This window comes from Bacillus sp. 196mf, assembly GCF_003217275.1.
Classification (GTDB): domain Bacteria; phylum Bacillota; class Bacilli; order Bacillales; family Bacillaceae_G; genus Bacillus_A; species Bacillus_A thuringiensis_S.
Genome location: NZ_QJTG01000013.1, coordinates 128,469 through 145,581 on the forward strand (window position 1 = coordinate 128,469; position 17,113 = coordinate 145,581).

The window sequence follows — 17,113 nt, forward strand, 5'->3', positions numbered from 1 at the left end:
CTATTATTTTTTGTTTTTGTAGTAGTTGTAATCACAATATTCAAGTGATTTTGGATCTACATAACTTAAGTGGTGACTAGAGAATGTCATACGACCAACTACACCAGGTTTAACAATTTCGTTGTACTTAGCTTCTGTTAGTTTAGGAGCAGTTTCTTGTACTTCTTTAACCCACTTGTCATATTTCTCTTTAGTTTTCGCTTCAACTTCGAACTCCATGTGTGTGAATCCTTCACCAGAGAAGTTCGCACTACGGCCTAGGTAAGAACCTGGCTTATCAGCTTGTAAATAAAGATCCATAATCATGCCATCCATTGTGTACTTCATACCACCAAGTTCTGGTACCCAGAAAGCATTCATTGGGCCGACAGAAGTCAGTTTGAATTGAATTGGTACACCAGCTGGGATGTTTAAATAGTTAACGGTTTCAATTTTTTCCTCTGGGTAACTGAATAACCATTTCCAGTTTGCAGATGTAACATAAATTTCAACTGGTTTAATATGTTTGGACTCTTTCGGAACCTCTTCCGAAGCATAAGTTGCTTTTACTGTTGGAATCGATAATGCGATAACGATAATAACAGGAACAAGCGTCCAAATAATTTCTAGTAATGTGTTACCGTGTTGTTCAGGTGGCTCATAGTCCATATTCTCTGGTTTTTCACGATAACGAATCAAGATGACTGTAAACAGAATGAATACAATTGCGATAATTAATGACATAAGCAAGAATGACCAAACAATTAAATCATACTGTGCTTTTGCAACAGGTCCTTGCGGATTTAATACTGCGAGTTTTTTATCACAGCCACCGAGGAACAGAAGTAATGATAACGGAAGAAGCGAAGCCAACTTCCAAAACGCTTTCTTTAGTTGCACGATTGAAAATCTCCTTTCTCCTTGGATTGAAACTATGCCAATAAAACAATATAAACCTATTAATTTATAGAAGGCAATAGTTTTTGATATATTGTTAAAAAATAGACACAAATGCACACTTTTTAAGGTGAATATCATTTGTAACTTGATTACATTGTAAACTATTTTCCAGAGAAAAACGTGATTGTGAAAATTTTAAGATAAATAAAGTTATACCAGGATATCCAAGAAATAGAAAAAAGCTATCTTATCATAAGAAAGATAGCTGAATATTTTGTATATTTAGTTTATTTCTTGTGTGACAGTTCGTGGCTGTTCAAGTTTGACAATTTTTTTATATTTAACTTGGTATAAAATGTAACAAGTAATCATAAATGGAATGCCACAATAAAGAGCAATTCTTTGATCTGGAATGAAAGCCAAACTAACAAATGTAATGAAATTGAGCGAGAACGCTACGATTGGAACTAGTGGATAGAGCGGTGTACGATATTTTAAATCATTTATGTCGCCACCATTTTTCACGAAATTTCTACGGAAGAAAAACTGTGAAGCGGCGATTGACATCCACACGACAACAGCAGCCATCGCTGCAATAGATGTTAAAACTAGAAAGACAGTATCTGCCGCAAATACACTTGTTAATAAAGAAAGACTTGCAAAAATCAGACTGAAAATTAATGCGTTTAGCGGTACACCTCTTTTAGTTAATTTAGTAAACGCTGGACTTGCCATTCCTTGTTTTGCCATCGCCCACAGCATACGAGAATTTGCGTATAGACCAGAGTTAGCAACGGATAATACAGCTGTAATAATAACGAAGTTCATAATGTCTGCTGCATATGGGACACCGGCTACATCAAATACAAGTACAAAGGGACTTTCGACTAGATTAGCCTCTTGCCACGGGAGTAAACCTACAACAACTGATATCGCTAAGACGAAGAAGAAGAGAGTTCGCCAAATTGTATTTTTGATTGCTTTTGGAATTGTTTTTTCAGGATTTTCACTTTCTCCTGAAGCGATTCCAATTAATTCTGTTCCTTGGAAGGAGTAATTTACTGTAATCATCGTAAGAAGAACAGCTAATGCACCGTTTGGAAATAGCCCGCCATTTTCAGTGAAATTATGAAGCATCGGAGCTGGCTTTCCATTAAAGTCTAGTAGACCGAACATAACAGCGCCACCAAGTACGATGAAAATAACAATTGTTGCAACTTTTACACTTGCGAACCAAAACTCTGCTTCTGCATATGCTTTTGCTGATAAAGCGTTTACGAGAAATAGCGCTGCTGCAAATGTAACGCACCAAATCCATGAAGAAACGTCTGGAAACCAGCGTTTCATTAAAATACTTACAGTTGTTAACTCTACGCCAACTGTAACAGCCCAATTTAGCCAATACATCCAACCGACAACAAATCCAAAACCAGGTGAAATGAATTTGCTTGCATAGCTTTGGAATGAACCTGCTTCTGGCATAGCAACGGATAATTCACCAAGACATAACATCGTTAAATACATAACAAATCCACCGACTAAAAATGCAAGAATAGCACCACCAGGTCCGGCATTATGGACAATTTGACCAGATCCCATAAATAGCCCGGTTCCGATAACACCGCCGAGTGCAATCATAAATAGGTGTCTACTTTTCATTGTTCGTTTTAAATCTGTTTGTTCAATTTGTTGATTCATATGCCCCTCACCCCGTATTTTCTTGAATGTGTGAACTTCGTTTTATTCTGAGTTTTTAATCATTAGTGGGGGATGCAACACACACTCGGTTTATTTACTATGAAATGAATGGAGTATGTAAAAAAACGAACTATGACTAAATACTCTAAGAATGTTTGTTAACATGGTGATATCTTCACCATGTTAACAATTTTGATTTTAGCAAAATATTCTGGAAATGTATATTTATTTTTCTTTTTATTAAAAATAATTAGAATTTTTATAATTAATTCTATGAGCGATAATTCACATGATCTTTCTAGCAAACTAGTAAGAAGAAGGGTACAATGATAAGAGTTGTGTCTGTAAAATAATAATTAATGGAGTTTTGTTTATAATGAAAAAGTTAAAATATCTTTTTGTTTTTGGGATTATACTTGCTGCTGCATTTTTTATAGGAAAAGATAAAATTATGCAAAAGGCGCAAGTTCTACGCTTAGAGTTTCTATCTGAAATGAAAGAAGCAGCTATGATTGAGGATGTTCCGTTTATTAAACAATTACCAGAATTACCTCGAGGATGTGAAGTGACAAGTTTAGCTATGTTGTTGCAATATAAAGGTGTACAAGTAGATAAGATGCAACTTGCTAGCGAAATTCATCGTGTTCCATTTGAACAAAATGGCGTACGGGGAAATCCTTACGAAGGGTTTGTTGGAAATATTTATACAAAGGCAGAGCCTGGATATGGTGTATATAATCAACCAATTTTTAATTTGGCAGAAAAATATGTTCCTGAAAAAGTAATTAATTTAACAGGTAGAGACATGCAAGATATATATAAAGTAATTAGTTCTGGTTCACCGGTATGGGTCATTATTAATACGACGTTTAAGCCGCTAGCTGAAAGTAGTTTTGAAACATGGAATACGAGTTCAGGTGAAGTGAAAATTACATATTATGAGCATAGTGCAGTAGTAATTGGATATGATCAAAACTTTGTATATGTAAATGATCCTCTTAAAAATAATCCGCGTTTGGCTGTTCCGCGAGCAGAATTTGAGAAAGCTTGGGAGCAAATGGGAAAACAAGCAATTACTATTTTATAATAATGAAAAAGTCATCTTTTGGGTGGCTTTTTCTTTTTGAGTTATTATTACAGAAAATTTAGAAGATTCTTTTAAAAGTTAACAATTCACGTTATAATAACATTTAACTTGGTGAAGAAGGAGTGAAGGAGTATGGATGTTGCAAAGGAATTTGTTTTGTCAAAAAATCAGTTAGTTGAGTGGAGAAGGCATTTTCATAAGTATCCAGAGTTATCTTTTCAAGAAGAAAAAACATCGCAGTTTGTGTTCGATATACTTCGGAAATTCCCATATTTAGAAGTGTCACGGCCGACTAAATATAGTGTGATGGCAAAGTTAGTAGGTAAACATCCGGGCAAAACAGTTGCGGTTCGAGCCGATATGGATGCTCTTCCTATTCATGAAGAAAATGAGTTTGATTTTATTTCTACATATAAAGGTGTAATGCATGCATGTGGTCATGATGGACATATAGCGATATTACTTGGGGTTGTACATAAGTTAGTAGAAGAAAGAGAGAAGATTAAAGGGGAGATTCGTTTTCTATTCCAACATGCTGAAGAAAATTTTCCTGGTGGTGCAGAGGAGATGGTTGCTGCAGGTGTAATGGAAGGTGTGGATTATATTATTGGTGCTCACCTTTGGGCGTCGTTAGAGGTTGGGAAAATAGGTGTTATTTATGGTCCTGCAATGGCTGCACCGGATGTTTTTAAAATTAAGATAGAGGGAAAAGGTGGACATGCTGGAATCCCTCATGAAACGGTGGATAGTATCGTAATCGGAACACAAGTCGTTTCGCAACTTCAGCAAATTGTATCTCGCCTCACGAATCCATTAGATTCGCTCGTAATATCTGTTACGCAATTTCATGCGGGGACAACTCATAATGTAATACCAGAGCAAGCCGAGATTGAAGGGACAGTGAGAAGTTTAAGACATGAATTACGAGGTGAAACAGAGAAGAAGATTGAGCGGATTGTGAAGTATATTACGGAATCTTACGGAGCGAAATATACATTTTCATATGAATATGGATATCGACCAGTTGTAAATGACTATGAAGCTACAGAGCTTATTGAACAAACGGCATTACAACTTTATGGAAGGGATAGAGTTGTTCGTTTACAGCCAACGATGGCTGGAGAAGATTTTTCAGCGTTTTTACAAAAGGCACCGGGGACATTCTTTTTTATCGGAGCAGGAAATAAAGAGAAAGGTATTATATATCCTCACCATCACCCTCGTTTTACGATTGACGAAGATGCATTACTGATTGGAGTGGAAGTCTTTGTATCAGCCATTATGAACTTTATAAGTAAAGGAGAATGAGATGAAGAAAATACACATCCTAGCGCTTATTCCAGTTCTTTGTTTAGTAGTTGGGCCAATATTTGCGAATTCAGTTACTCCTTACGTATTAGGGATGCCCTTTTTATTATTTTGGGTATTATTATCAGTGTTTATTACATCTCTTTGTATGGGGCTTGTGTACGTGTTTGATCCTGCTAATAAGGAGGATGTAAAATGACTGCATTACTTATCATTATTTTATTTTTGTTTCTCGCACTATTTTTAGGGATTCGGGCACAACATGGAAAAGATATGAATTTAGAGCAATGGTCAGTTGGAGGAAGAGGGTTTGGCACTATTTTTGTTTTTCTCCTTATGGCAGGTGAAATTTATACGACGTTTACATTTTTAGGAGGAAGCGGCTGGGCATATAGTAAAGGCGCACCTACCTTTTATATTTTAGGTTATGGTGCTCTAGCTTATCTTTTATCGTATTTTTTATCGCCACCGATTTGGAAGTATGCAAAAGAGCATAACCTTGTTTCGCAGTCGGATTTTTTTGCGAAGAAATACAGAAGTAAGGCGCTTGGACTTATTGTTTCAATTGTTGGTGTTATTTCCATCATCCCATATCTTGTTTTACAGTTAAAGGGACTGGGAATTATCGTTTCAGAAGCGTCTTACGGAAGGGTATCACCTGTTGTTGCGGTTTGGATTGGTGCTATTGTTATAACTATATATGTAATGGTTTCAGGTATACACGGTTCAGCTTGGACGGCTGCTTTGAAGGATATTATGATACTGTTTATCGTTATGTTTTTAGGTATATATTTACCGTATCATTATTATGGAGGATTTCAGCCGATGTTTGAAGCTGTAGAAGCAGCGAAACCAGGATTTTTATCTTTACCTGAAGAAGGAATGAGTATTTCTTGGTTTGTTTCTACTATTATATTAACGGCCCTCGGTTTCTATATGTGGCCTCATACATTTGCTTCTGCTTTTTCTGCAAAAAATGAAAAAGTATTTCGTAAAAATGCAACAATTATGCCATTGTATTCTTTAGTGTTACTTTTCGTATTTTTCGCAGGGTTTGCTGCTATATTGCAAGTTCCTGGGTTAAAGGGAGCGGATGTAGATCTTTCGTTAGTCCGTCTTGCTTTACAAACTTTTGATCCTTGGTTTATTGGGATTATTGGTAGTGCGGGAGTATTAACGGCATTGGTTCCAGGCTCTATGCTTGTTATGGCGGCTTCTACACTGTTAGCAAAAAATATTTATCGAACGATCGTTCCGTCTGCTTCAGATAGACAAGTTGCTAAGATGGCAAAATTATTTGTGCCTGTAGTAACGCTCGTGGCAGTTTTATTTACATTTAAAGGAGGGGAAACAATAGGAGCACTTCTCTTAATGGGGTACAGTATCGTTACGCAACTTTTCCCTGCACTTGTATGTAGCTTGTTTCCGCGCCAAATTGTTACGAAGCAAGGAGCGATTGCAGGAATGGGAGTTGGGCTGTTAGTGGTCGCATATATTACCTTATCTGGCTCAACTATAGCTACGATGTTTCCGAGTTTTCCGCAGTATATAAAAGATTTGAATGTGGGCATAGTCGCATTGTTAATTAATATGATTGTGATGTTTGTAGTTAGTGGATTTACAAAAGGTGTATTTATAAAGAAAAACACTACAATAGTAGAAAAGTAATTCGTTTATTGGAGCTATCTTTGCAAAGAGATAGCTCTTTTTTGTATATATTTTCTTCTATTAGCGGAATCTAACTAAAAACTTGTTGAAAAGGAAGTTAGGTGGGGAAATTGTTAGAGCTTGAAGGTAACTTATTTGAAGTTATGAAAGAAATTAGGGATGAGTTAGGTTCACCTAATGATTTAACAATTAGAGAAGTTGTTCTTGCTGGGAGTTTTACACGTTGTGCGGTTGTGTTTTTATGTGGGTTAACAGACAAGGATAATGTTTATAAATATGTAGTTCGTACTCTTCAATATGAAGAAGTGCAAAATGAAGCGGCTGTCGTTCAGACGTTATTGGATCGTTTTATTTCTATTGCGGAAGTGGGTAAGAAGACAACGTTTCCGGATATTATAAATGCGATTTTAGCGGGAGATACAGTTATATTAATTGATAATATTCAAACTGCTATCGTTATTAATAGTAGGGCTTGGGAGAAGAGAAGTTTAGAGCCACCAGTGACAGAAGATTTAATACGCGGACCGAGAGTTGGATTAAATGAAGATATTAATGTGAATAAAATGTTAATCCGACGCAGTTTACGCGATCCAAAGTTGAGGTTCCAATCTTATATTATGGGGAAGCGATCGCAGAAAGAAGTAACCCTAGTATATATAGAAGATATTATTAATCCTCACATTGTAAAAGAGTTAGATCGCCGTCTTCAATCAATAGTGACAGATATTATTTTGGAAACAGGTACGATTGAACAATTAATTCAGGATAATAATTTATCTCCATTTCCACAGTTTTTGAATACAGAGAGGCCAGATAATATTATAGCGTCATTAGCGAAGGGAAAAGCGGCCATTTTAGTAGACGGATCTCCGTTTGCTCTTATTGCACCGCTTGTGTTTGTTGATATTTTTCAATCTGTAGAAGATCATTACGAGCGCTGGGTGATTGGAACGTTACTAAGATTTTTACGTATGGGTTCAGGTATAATCGCGGTTTTGTTACCAGCTATGTATGTAGCACTTGTATCTTATCATCAAGGACTTATTCCTTCTAAACTGGCTTATTCAATTGCAGGTGCGAGGGAAGGTGTTCCGTTCCCAGCATATATTGAAACGTTAATGATGGCCTTGACTATGGAATTAATACGAGAAGCTGGAATCCGATTGCCGAAACCGATGGGACAAACGATAGGGATTGTAGGAGGTCTTGTAATTGGAGAAGCTGCGGTAAATGCAGGGATTGTAAATCCGTTTTTAGTTATTATTATTGCAGTTACTGCGATTGCTACGTTCTCGCTTCCTGTATATAGTATTACGATTACGTTCCGGATTTTACTTTTCGTCTTTGTATTAGCTGCAACTGCTTTTGGGTTGTATGGGATCATTCTAGCTCTGATTGCACTTGCTGTTCATATTACAAATTTAACAAGTGTTGGTATACCGTATACAACTCCAATTGCTCCTGCATTTTATAAAGATTGGAAAGAAGAATTTATTCGCATACCAAAAGCGATGTTGAAAGATAGACCGGAGTACTTACAAACAAAAGATTCTACAATACGTCCAAAGGAGCGAAAATAATTGAAACCATTTGAGTATGGCGATGAAGAGATTGGATCTCGGGAAATTGGGTTTGCGGTATCATCGACCATTATTGGTATAGGGGCATTGTCTATGCCAAGAGATATCGCTAACCAAACTTTATTTTCGGACGGTTGGATTATCTTGCTTTTGGGTGGACTGATTTGCGCAGTTTTAGGCTGGTTTGTGACGAGAGTGGCTATCTTATTTCCGAAACAAAATTTTGTTCAATATACGAGTGCGCATTTGACGAAGCCTGTTGCATACACAATTAGTAGTATTTTAGTATTAACGTTTGCTGCTTTGACAGCGTATGAATCGCGAATGATTTCAGTTATTTCTCAAACGTATTTATTTAGTGATACACCAATACAACTACTGTCTTTTTTCTTCTTATTAGTTGTTATTTATGGAATAGCAGGATCAAGAGCAGCCTTATTAAGGTTAAATGTTTTATTCTTGCCTATTGTTTTAATTGCGATAGTACTTCTTTCTTTATTGAATATAAATTTAATGGAAATAAATAATTTACTACCAGCTTTTCAAACGAAAGTAAGTCAATATGCTGTTGGAGTTAAAAATTCTATTTTTACGTTTATTGGATTTGAAGTAGCTTTATTTTATGCGGTGTTGCTGAATGATAAGACAGCGAAAAAAGCGCCAATGGCAGTCGCGAAAGCGGTGATGGTAAACGTGCTGTCATACATTTTAATTTATGTAACTTGTATTAGCGTTTTTACGTATATGACAACACGTGGATTGACATATCCAACAATTGAATTAGGGAAAGAAATTGAAATTGGTGGAGGATTTTTAGAAAGGTTTGATGCGATTTTTTTTACGACTTGGATTATTACTATTTATAACACTACAGCAATGTATTATGACGTCGCATCTTTATTGTTTTGTGCTATGTTTCCGAAAGTGAAGAAACAAATTTTTATTTTCATAAGTGCCCCTATTATTTTTATGGTGAATATGATACCTAGTAGTTTAAATACTTTATCAAGTTATGGGACTTATTTAGCTTGGATAGATATGGGGTTTGTTGTGTTAGCTCCTTTGCTCGTTTTAATTGTATATAAAATAAAAAGAAGGAATGGTGGAAATGAAACACCTTCTTAAAATTATAATGGTTATGGCTTTAACTGGATTTATGAGTGGGTGTTCTGAGTTAGAAGAGATAGAAGAAAGAGGATTTGTAGTAGGAGCGGCTTACGATATTGTGAAGGAGAAGAAAGCGAATCCAATTATGAAAGGGACCTATCAGATGGTACTCCCCAGTAAATTGTCTCAACAGGGTGGACAAGGGGGTGGGGATAGCGAAAATTATATTAATGTTAGTGCAAAAGCAGATAGTGTATTTGAACAAATAAGAATAATCGCCAAAAAAATTAGTCGTACATTATTTTTCCCTCATATACAGGTGATTATTTTCTCTGAAGAATTACTTTCACATCCATACATTTTACAAAATACGTTAGATGTATATATTCGCGATCATGAGATGAGAAGAAATATTCGTTTGTTCGTTTCTAATAAAAATGCCGAAGCTATTTTAAAACAAAGTGCCAAGCCTGAAAATTTACCGGCGCAGTATATTGATATGTTAGCTGAACACCCTCCGAAAAATGCCCAAATGATTGAGGCTGCAAGAATTGGTGAGGTGCAGGAAAAGATGATCTCTAACCGAAGTTTTGTATTACCTATTCTGGAACTAACAAAACAAGGAGTACAAATGAACGGTGCAGCATTGTTTCGTGGAAAGGATAATAAATGTGTAGGCAATTTGAGTGGGGAAGAAACAGTAGGGATGAATTATATAATAGGCAAAAAAATTGGAGGTTTTTTTACCATCCGTAAAAAGAATCAACTTATTACATATGAAATTCATAAGTTACGTCGAAAAATTAAAGTATCCACAACGAATGCTACAAAACCAAAGTTTGATATTCATTTATCTCTGGAAGGCACATTGGCTGAGTTGCATTTCAGTGATCATAAAAAGGTTTTGAATGAAAAGCGTTTAGAGAAGGATATATCGGAAGAAATGGAGAAGCGTATTCAAAAATCAATTAAACTTGTTCAAAAAAAATATAAGGTAGATGTACTAGAGTTAGGGGAAGTGTATAAGCGACATAATTATAAAGAGTGGAAAAAGGTAAGTAAGAATTGGGATCAAGGCGAAAATTACTTTAGTAATGCTGAAATTACTGTTCACGTTCATCCAACAATTGAACATTCAGGTTCAGCTTTACCGAAAAGAGTGAAATAAGGTGATGAAAGTTGTTTACTGGATTAGGAATTAGTTGCACGATATTAATGGCGGTGCTGCCGGGGGCTATTTATTTCATTCATAAAAAACTCACAACGTATGGAGCACAGCCGTGGAATACTGATGTACAAAAAAAGAAACCTGAATAATTTTCAGGTTTCTTTCGTGCAAAGCATATGTGAAGGGGGATGCCTTCTATGTATGCTTTGCTTTATACAAGCCCTAACCAATGTACCAATTGTGTAGAGAGGAATGTAACAACAATGGCGATAACGGTAGGGATTGCAAACGATAAGAATGTCCATTTTGCACTTTTTGTTTCTTTGTATATATTAACAAGTGTTGTTCCGCACGGGAAATGAAGAAGTGAGAACAACATTGTGTTTAACGCTGTTAACCAAGTCCAACCATTTTCTAGGAATAGATTTTTAATTTGATTAAAATCATCTATTTCAGTTAAAGCCCCAGTTGATAAGTAAGACATTAATAAAATTGGGATTACAATTTCATTAGCGGGTAGTCCAAGAATGAATGCAGCTAGAATAAAGCCGTCAAGTCCTAACATTTTAGCAAATGGATCTAGAAAGTTTACAAAATACATAAGTAAGCTTGTGTCACCAATAAAAATATTAGCAAGTAACCAAGTTAATGCAGCTGCAGGGGCAGCAACAACTATAGCTCGTTTTAAAACGTAGATTGATTTATCGAGTGTTGCGCGAACAATTGTATTCCAAACTTTTGGCTTGCGGTACGGAGGTAACTCCAGTGTGTAGTGAGTTGGAACCCCTTTTAAGGCTGTTTTTGATAGTACCCAAGAAACAGTTAATGTCATAATAACACCAATTACAACCATTCCAACTACAACGCCAGCAGTAACCAATGTTTGCATACTGCCTGTATAACCAGCAGCCATAAATAGTGAAGCCATTAAAATTAACATAGGCCAGCGACCGTTACAAGGAACGAAGTTGTTCGTTAAAATTGCTAGCATACGTTCACGTGGTGATTCAATGATACGTGTTGACATAATGGCTGCTGCATTACAACCAAATCCCATTGCCATTGTTAAAGATTGTTTCCCGTGTGCGCCGGATCGTTTGAATAAGCGGTCCATATTAAACGCGACACGTGGTAAGTATCCGTAGTTTTCTAATAGCGCGAACATAGGGAAAAAGATTGCCATAGGTGGTAACATAACGCTAATAACAGCACCGATACCACGGAACAAACCAAGTATTAAAATGCCATGTAACCATTCAGGTGCATGCGCTGCTTGGAACCAAGATGTTAAATATCCTTCGGCCCATCCGAAGAATTCGGCAATCATATCAGATGGTACGTTAGCGCCTGCAATTGTAAGATAAAAAATAATAGATAAAATACCGAGCATAATTGGAAATCCCCAGATTGGAGATGTGAAAATTTTATCTAGTTTTTCGGAACGATATAATTTATCAGTATTTGTATATTGGACAGATTCTTTACATATGCTTGCAGATGTTCGGTAAATATCTCCGACTATATCATCTCGTATATCTTCTTTTGAAAGTGTTTGTGCATGTTGAATAATATAGTCTAATGGAAGAGCTTTACTGGCTGAGTGAGATTCCATTAATTACGACCTCCCTTACAAGTGGTTCATTATGGTGTTTTTGAAGTGTAGTTAAGAAATTTTTATCTCCATCTAATATACGTAACGCAATCCAACGTGCTGGATACGTATCACCGAACACTTTATAAATTTGTGGTTCTAATTCCTGAATCATATTTTCGATTTTTTCGCTGTAAGTAATTTTAATTGGTGTTGGAATTAGTTTTTTATTTGCTACTTTTGCAATAACATTTAGCAAATGACCAATGCCTACTCGGTTACGTGCTGAAATTTTAACGACAGGTACACCAAGTGATTTTGCTAATTTCTTTTCATCGATAACAATCCCTTTTTTCTCGGCTTCATCAATTAAGTTAATGCAAATGACTACATTATTTGTCATCTCCATCACCTGGAGTGCTAAATTTAAATTTCTTTCCATAGCAGTTGCGTCTATGACAACTACAGTTACTTCTGGTTTTTCAAATATAATATAATCCCTCGCTACTTCTTCGTCTGCGGAATTTGAGTATAGTGAGTAAGTTCCAGGTAAATCTATTAATGTATAATTACTTCCGTTATGTTCATATTCTCCTTCAGCTTTTAAAACAGTTTTTCCCGTCCAGTTTCCAGTATGTTGTTTTAAACCTGTTAAAGTATTAAATAATGTACTTTTCCCGGTATTCGGGTTACCAGCTAAAGCAATACGATGTTTGCTCATCTGAAATCATCTCCTATTAATACCCCGAAAATAAGGGAGCTTTCTTCTTTGCGCAGTGCAATAGTTGTGTTGCTCACTTGATAAGCGACCGGATCTCCAAGTGGACTGCGTTGCAATACTTTAATCGTTGCCCCTGGGATAAATCCCAAATCTAATAAACGTCGTTTCATAGTTCCTTCTAATTGTATCTTCTCAATTTGTACAAACTCCCCTGTTTTAAACTCGGAAAGGGGTTTAGTATTAGCCGATACCATAAAAGTTACCTCTTCTCTATATTTTTAGTGTTAGTTTAAAAAGTTTCCTTAGGTAAACTTTTTGTTAGTAATATAGTAGACTACATTGGATGATGCTGTCAATTAGTACTTTAAAAATATTCATTTAATTTTAGAATTGTTCCAATTTATTTAGTTGTACTAAAAAATATTACTGAAATTCTTTTTAATGTGCATAAATTAGGCGTGAAAAAGTTACAAAATACAGCGGAATTGTAAATGTAACTTTAACTAAAAGGGAAAAAGAGAGAAAAACATTTACATTGAATTTACATTGTTAAGAATAAATTTACATTACAGCATAGTTAGTGTGGTTTTTGTTTGCTTCTTTAACTACAAATGTTGGGATTCCTAGCTTTTGAGGATGATTATCGTCATTTACTTAAAATTAAAAATTGCTTAACACTCACATAATATTGTTGTCCTACAATGAATTTGTGTTCGAAAGAAAATGAATTCGAAAAGTGATAATCCAAATGGGGGTACAAGACATGGTTATGAAAAAAGGTATTAAATTTTCTTTAGCAGCTTTAGTGGTAGCAGGAGCATTAGTTGGGTGTGGGAAAGCAGAAGATACAACTAGTAAAGAAACTGCTAAAGGAAGCGATAATACAAAACAAGAATTATCAGGTACGATTGCAGCAGCTGGTTCTACAGCTCTTCTACCTCTTGCGGAGGAAGCTGGAAAGAAATTCATGGAGAAAAATTCAAAAGTTTCTATTCAAGTTCAAGGTGGCGGTAGTGGAACTGGGATTAACCAAGTAGCATCTGGTGCAGTACAAATTGGTAATTCAGATGTTCCGTCTGGAGATAAAATAAAAGATGCTGAAAAGGCGAAAGAATTAGTAGATAACAAGGTAGCGGGGATTGCATTCGCTCTTGTCGTAAATAAAGATGTAAAAGTTGATAACTTAACAGTGCAACAAGTACAAGATATCTTCACTGGAAAAGTAACAAACTGGAAAGAAGTAGGCGGAAAAGATGAAAAAATCAACGTAATTAATCGTCCGGCTTCATCTGGTACACGTGCTACATTTGAAAAAACGATTATGAAAGACGCGAAAATTAATGATGGAACTGGTACAACACAAGATTCTAACGGTGCAGTAGAGCAAGCTATCAATTCTACTCCAGGTTCAGTAAGCTATTTAGCGATGTCTTACATGGTTGGAGATAAAAAAGGTGCACTACAAACAGTGAAAATTGATGGTGCTGAACCGAAAGTTGAAAACATTGCGTCTGGTAAATATCCATTCTGGTCTTACGAGTATATGGTAACAAAAGGTGAAGCGAAAGAAGCAACAAAAGCTTACATCGATTATGTAAAAGGTAAAGACTTTGAAAAGCAAGTAGAAGATATGGGCTACATTCCAATGTCTAAATTAAATAAGTAATAAAGTTTTATGGGGCTGGCTGCAAGGCCAGTCCTGTTCATTTCAATCTGTGAAGTGGGGTCTGTCCTGTGATGAAGGGGAAAAAACAAATTAATTACGTGAAAAGTGAATATATAGGAAGATCACTTGTTACGTTTTGTGGTATTTTTATTGTTTTAATTACATTAGCTATTATTGCGTTTATTTGTGGTAAAGGTATTCAATCTTTTACACAAAGTGGTATCTCATTTACTGAGATGTTAACATCGACAAAATGGAATCCAAATGCTGATCAAGGATCCTTCGGGGCTTTAATTTTCATTGTAGGTTCAACGGTGGTTTCGTTAGGTGCGGTTATTATTAGTGCACCAATTGCTATAGCTCTTGCTATATTCATGAATTTAATTTCGCCAAAGTTTGGAAATAAAGTATTGAAGCCTGTTCTAGAATTGTTAGTTGGTATTCCTTCGGTTGTATACGGATTATTAGGGGTTACGATTTTAGTACCACTATTACGTGATTCGTTTGGGGGAGTAGGCTTTAGTTTAATTGCGGGTATTGTTGTATTAAGTATTATGATTTTACCTACTATTGCTAGTATCGCTTCTGATGCAATACGTTCTGTTCCATTTGATTATTTAGAAGCTTCTTATGGTCTAGGATCAACAAAATGGCAAGCGATTAGCCGAGTGATTGTTCCTGCTGCGAAAAAAGGGATTTTAACAGGTGTTGTTTTAGGCTTAGCGCGTGCTTTCGGTGAAGCGTTAGCGGTTCAGATGGTAATCGGGAATACGATTAAATTACCAGAAGGAATATATAGTCCGACAGCGACGTTAACTGGTATTTTAACAATGGACATGACGAATACATTGAACGGAACTGCTTGGAACAATGCGCTATGGACTTTAGCGATGATTTTACTTGTTATTTCATTCCTGTTTATTTTAGTAATTCGAGCGATTGGGCAAAGAGGTGAGCGATAATAATGAATGCAAGAACGGTAAATAAAGTTTGGACGGGTATCTTTTATGCGGTTGCGGCTTTAGTTGTAGCTTTGCTAGTGTTCTTAGTATTTGAGATTTTACAAAAGGGATGGGGATTTTGGGATCCTAATTTCTTGTTTGGAGAACCAAGCAATACAAGAGCTGGTGGTGGGATTGGTCCGCAGTTATTCAATTCCTTCTACATGCTTGTTATAACGCTTATTATATCTATTCCTCTTGGATTAGGTGCTGGAATATATTTAGCAGAGTACGCAAAACAAGGACGTTTTTTAAATTTTGTTCGTCTATGTATAGAGACGATGGCGTCTTTACCTTCTATTGTTGTTGGTTTATTTGGTTTGTTAGTGTTCGTTACAATGACAGGTTGGGGATACACAGTAATGGGTGGTGCTCTTGCTTTAACTATTTTAAATTTACCAGGTTTAACGCGTGTTTGTGAAAATGCGATTTCAGAAGTTCCTCATAATGTAAAAGAGGCAAGTCTTGGATTAGGTGCAACGAAGTGGCAAACAATCGCTCGTATTATTATCCCATCGTCATTACCACAAATTATTACAGGGATTATTTTAGCGGCGGGTCGTATATTTGGGGAAGCGGCAGCATTAATTTACACAGCGGGTTTAACATCCCCGATTTTAAATTCAGCAGCGGATTTCTCAAGTCCTGCGCATCCTTTAAATCCGTTTAGACCAGCTGAAACATTAGCGGTTCACATTTGGAAATTAAATTCTGAAGGAGTTATTCCAGATGCGAAGTTGATTGCGACAAAATCTGCAGCTGTATTAATTATTATGGTATTACTATTCAATGTTATTTCACGCTTGATAGCATCTATATTACACAAGCGCTTTACAGGAACGAAAAGAAAAAGTAAAGCAACGAAAAAGGTAAAAGCGGCATAAATTATAAAGAAGAACTCGCTATTTTATAAGTAGGGGGTTCTTTTGTATTTTAATATAGAAGGAATGGATGTAATGATTGTTGAATTTGTGATTAATTATAAAGAAGAACAGATGTAATTTAGAGAGGAGTTTTAATTTGTTTTTTCTGCAAATGTCAGGTTTTCCTGGGTCAGGAAAATCGACAGTTTCTAAGTATATAGCGAAATTAACAGGTGCTGTAATTATAGATCATGATGTTTTGAAATCCGCGTTGTTAAAATCATTAAAAGTAAAAGGAATTGAATCAACGATTGTTGGTGGGCTTGCGTATGATGCCGAATGGGTATTGATTGATTCTTATTTAGAACAAGGGCATAGTGTTATATTGGATAGTCCGTGTTTATATGAGGGAATGGTTGAAAAAGGAATTAAATTATCGTAACTACTCAGCTTAGTTAGGAAACAAGGCATGCCAAATACATGTTTCCGATTTGAAAACATGATAAAGAAAAGACTCCAATCAGAGAATGAATCTAGATCAAATCGAGAAATTCTCTTATGAAGTCGTGATTTTCCAAGGAACCGTTCCGGTTTCTATAACCTGGCCTATCGCTTGTAAGACAGATTGTTTTTGTTTTTTCATGGTACTCATAAAGCTTCGTATTTGACAAAAAGATTCTGCACCTTTCTCACTTCGGAAAGTCCCAGACACTTTCTGTTTAACTTTCGTCATTCGAATATCCCGTTCTGCTTGATTGTTATCAAATGGAATGTCT

General features: G+C 35.9%; 17 protein-coding genes and 1 pseudogene. 12 read left to right on the forward strand and 6 right to left on the reverse strand.

All coding sequences use genetic code 11. From position 1 onward, the window contains the following. Positions 1-3: 3 nt before the first annotated feature. Positions 4-879, reverse strand: coding sequence for a cytochrome aa3 quinol oxidase subunit II (locus ATL10_RS18605; protein WP_001176165.1), 876 nt, complete (start codon positions 877-879; stop codon positions 4-6). Between the two features lie 282 nt (positions 880-1,161). Then, on the reverse strand, positions 1,162-2,577 hold the full coding sequence (locus tag ATL10_RS18610) for an amino acid permease (protein WP_001075764.1): 1,416 nt from the start codon (positions 2,575-2,577) through the stop codon (positions 1,162-1,164). A gap of 376 nt (positions 2,578-2,953) precedes the next feature. Between ATL10_RS18610 and ATL10_RS18615 the strand changes: the two genes are divergently transcribed. The 8 genes from ATL10_RS18615 (at position 2,954) to ATL10_RS31320 (ending at position 10,644) form a co-directional block, all read left to right on the forward strand. Next, complete coding sequence (locus ATL10_RS18615; protein WP_000734491.1) at positions 2,954-3,664, forward strand: C39 family peptidase; 711 nt, start codon at positions 2,954-2,956, stop codon at positions 3,662-3,664. Positions 3,665-3,796: 132 nt separating this feature from the next. Then, a complete protein-coding gene (locus tag ATL10_RS18620) occupies positions 3,797-4,972 on the forward strand; it encodes an amidohydrolase (RefSeq protein ID WP_110497316.1) in 1,176 nt (391 codons plus the stop codon). A gap of 1 nt (position 4,973) precedes the next feature. Further along, complete coding sequence (locus tag ATL10_RS18625; protein WP_000719836.1) at positions 4,974-5,171, forward strand: DUF3311 domain-containing protein; 198 nt, start codon at positions 4,974-4,976, stop codon at positions 5,169-5,171. Continuing rightward, positions 5,168-6,640, forward strand: a complete 1,473-nt coding sequence (locus tag ATL10_RS18630; protein WP_110497318.1) for a sodium:solute symporter family protein — start codon at positions 5,168-5,170, stop codon at positions 6,638-6,640. Before ATL10_RS18625 ends, ATL10_RS18630 begins: the two co-directional genes overlap by 4 nt. 101 nt (positions 6,641-6,741) lie before the next feature. Continuing rightward, positions 6,742-8,220, forward strand: coding sequence for a spore germination protein GerLA (gene gerLA, locus ATL10_RS18635; RefSeq protein ID WP_002060757.1), 1,479 nt, complete (start codon positions 6,742-6,744; stop codon positions 8,218-8,220). After that, a complete protein-coding gene (gene gerLB / locus ATL10_RS18640; RefSeq protein WP_000802008.1) occupies positions 8,221-9,345 on the forward strand; it encodes a spore germination protein GerLB in 1,125 nt (374 codons plus the stop codon). Beyond that, on the forward strand, positions 9,329-10,495 hold the full coding sequence (gene gerLC, locus ATL10_RS18645) for a spore germination protein GerLC (protein ID WP_000681631.1): 1,167 nt from the start codon (positions 9,329-9,331) through the stop codon (positions 10,493-10,495). Before gerLB ends, gerLC begins: the two co-directional genes overlap by 17 nt. A gap of 11 nt (positions 10,496-10,506) precedes the next feature. After that, positions 10,507-10,644 carry a hypothetical protein gene (locus ATL10_RS31320; RefSeq protein ID WP_000493991.1) on the forward strand — a complete coding sequence of 46 codons (138 nt, stop codon included), beginning with the start codon at positions 10,507-10,509 and terminating at the stop codon, positions 10,642-10,644. Positions 10,645-10,706: 62 nt separating this feature from the next. Here ATL10_RS31320 and ATL10_RS18655 read toward each other — a convergent pair whose 3' ends face one another. Genes ATL10_RS18655 through ATL10_RS18665 form a run of 3 tightly spaced genes read right to left on the reverse strand, consistent with a single transcriptional unit; the run spans position 10,707 to position 13,061 of the window. After that, a complete protein-coding gene (locus tag ATL10_RS18655) occupies positions 10,707-12,107 on the reverse strand; it encodes a nucleoside recognition domain-containing protein (RefSeq protein ID WP_000443602.1) in 1,401 nt (466 codons plus the stop codon). After that, on the reverse strand, positions 12,085-12,807 hold the full coding sequence (locus ATL10_RS18660; protein ID WP_000033865.1) for a FeoB small GTPase domain-containing protein: 723 nt from the start codon (positions 12,805-12,807) through the stop codon (positions 12,085-12,087). Before ATL10_RS18660 ends, ATL10_RS18655 begins: the two co-directional genes overlap by 23 nt. Beyond that, positions 12,804-13,061 carry a FeoA family protein gene (locus ATL10_RS18665; protein ID WP_000252989.1) on the reverse strand — a complete coding sequence of 86 codons (258 nt, stop codon included), beginning with the start codon at positions 13,059-13,061 and terminating at the stop codon, positions 12,804-12,806. Before ATL10_RS18665 ends, ATL10_RS18660 begins: the two co-directional genes overlap by 4 nt. A gap of 509 nt (positions 13,062-13,570) precedes the next feature. On the opposite strand from ATL10_RS18665, the gene ATL10_RS18670 reads away from it, so the two are divergent. From ATL10_RS18670 to ATL10_RS18685, 4 genes and pseudogenes are all read left to right on the forward strand, one after another. Beyond that, positions 13,571-14,473 carry a phosphate ABC transporter substrate-binding protein PstS family protein gene (locus ATL10_RS18670; RefSeq protein ID WP_000245112.1) on the forward strand — a complete coding sequence of 301 codons (903 nt, stop codon included), beginning with the start codon at positions 13,571-13,573 and terminating at the stop codon, positions 14,471-14,473. A gap of 71 nt (positions 14,474-14,544) precedes the next feature. Next, entirely contained in the window at positions 14,545-15,435 is an 891-nt protein-coding gene (gene pstC, locus ATL10_RS18675) for a phosphate ABC transporter permease subunit PstC (RefSeq protein WP_000676676.1), read from the forward strand. A 2-nt stretch (positions 15,436-15,437) separates the two neighbouring features. Then, positions 15,438-16,358 (forward strand): phosphate ABC transporter permease PstA, encoded by a 921-nt coding sequence (gene pstA / locus ATL10_RS18680; protein ID WP_000994139.1) that lies wholly within the window; start codon positions 15,438-15,440, stop codon positions 16,356-16,358. A gap of 136 nt (positions 16,359-16,494) precedes the next feature. Further along, positions 16,495-16,776: pseudogene (locus tag ATL10_RS18685) on the forward strand (P-loop nucleotide/nucleoside kinase family protein); the annotation flags it as partial. A 117-nt stretch (positions 16,777-16,893) separates the two neighbouring features. On the opposite strand, the gene ATL10_RS18690 reads toward ATL10_RS18685, so the two are convergent. Next, a partial coding sequence (locus tag ATL10_RS18690) for an IS66 family transposase (RefSeq protein ID WP_142669975.1) occupies positions 16,894-17,113 on the reverse strand: 220 nt, incomplete at its 5' end.

Bases quoted from the DNA above. Each gene is read 5' to 3' on its own strand.
- pstC (WP_000676676.1), top strand. From the start codon at position 14,545: ATGAAGGGGAAAAAACAAATTAATTACGTGAAAAGTGAATATATAGGA.
- ATL10_RS18660 (WP_000033865.1), bottom strand. From the start codon at position 12,807: ATGAGCAAACATCGTATTGCTTTAGCTGGTAACCCGAATACCGGGAAA.
- gerLC (WP_000681631.1), top strand. From the start codon at position 9,329: ATGAAACACCTTCTTAAAATTATAATGGTTATGGCTTTAACTGGATTT.
- ATL10_RS18665 (WP_000252989.1), bottom strand. From the start codon at position 13,061: ATGGTATCGGCTAATACTAAACCCCTTTCCGAGTTTAAAACAGGGGAG.
- ATL10_RS18620 (WP_110497316.1), top strand. From the start codon at position 3,797: ATGGATGTTGCAAAGGAATTTGTTTTGTCAAAAAATCAGTTAGTTGAG.
- ATL10_RS18625 (WP_000719836.1), top strand. From the start codon at position 4,974: ATGAAGAAAATACACATCCTAGCGCTTATTCCAGTTCTTTGTTTAGTA.
- ATL10_RS18655 (WP_000443602.1), bottom strand. From the start codon at position 12,107: ATGGAATCTCACTCAGCCAGTAAAGCTCTTCCATTAGACTATATTATT.
- pstA (WP_000994139.1), top strand. From the start codon at position 15,438: ATGAATGCAAGAACGGTAAATAAAGTTTGGACGGGTATCTTTTATGCG.
- ATL10_RS18630 (WP_110497318.1), top strand. From the start codon at position 5,168: ATGACTGCATTACTTATCATTATTTTATTTTTGTTTCTCGCACTATTT.
- ATL10_RS18615 (WP_000734491.1), top strand. From the start codon at position 2,954: ATGAAAAAGTTAAAATATCTTTTTGTTTTTGGGATTATACTTGCTGCT.
- ATL10_RS18610 (WP_001075764.1), bottom strand. From the start codon at position 2,577: ATGAATCAACAAATTGAACAAACAGATTTAAAACGAACAATGAAAAGT.
- ATL10_RS18670 (WP_000245112.1), top strand. From the start codon at position 13,571: ATGGTTATGAAAAAAGGTATTAAATTTTCTTTAGCAGCTTTAGTGGTA.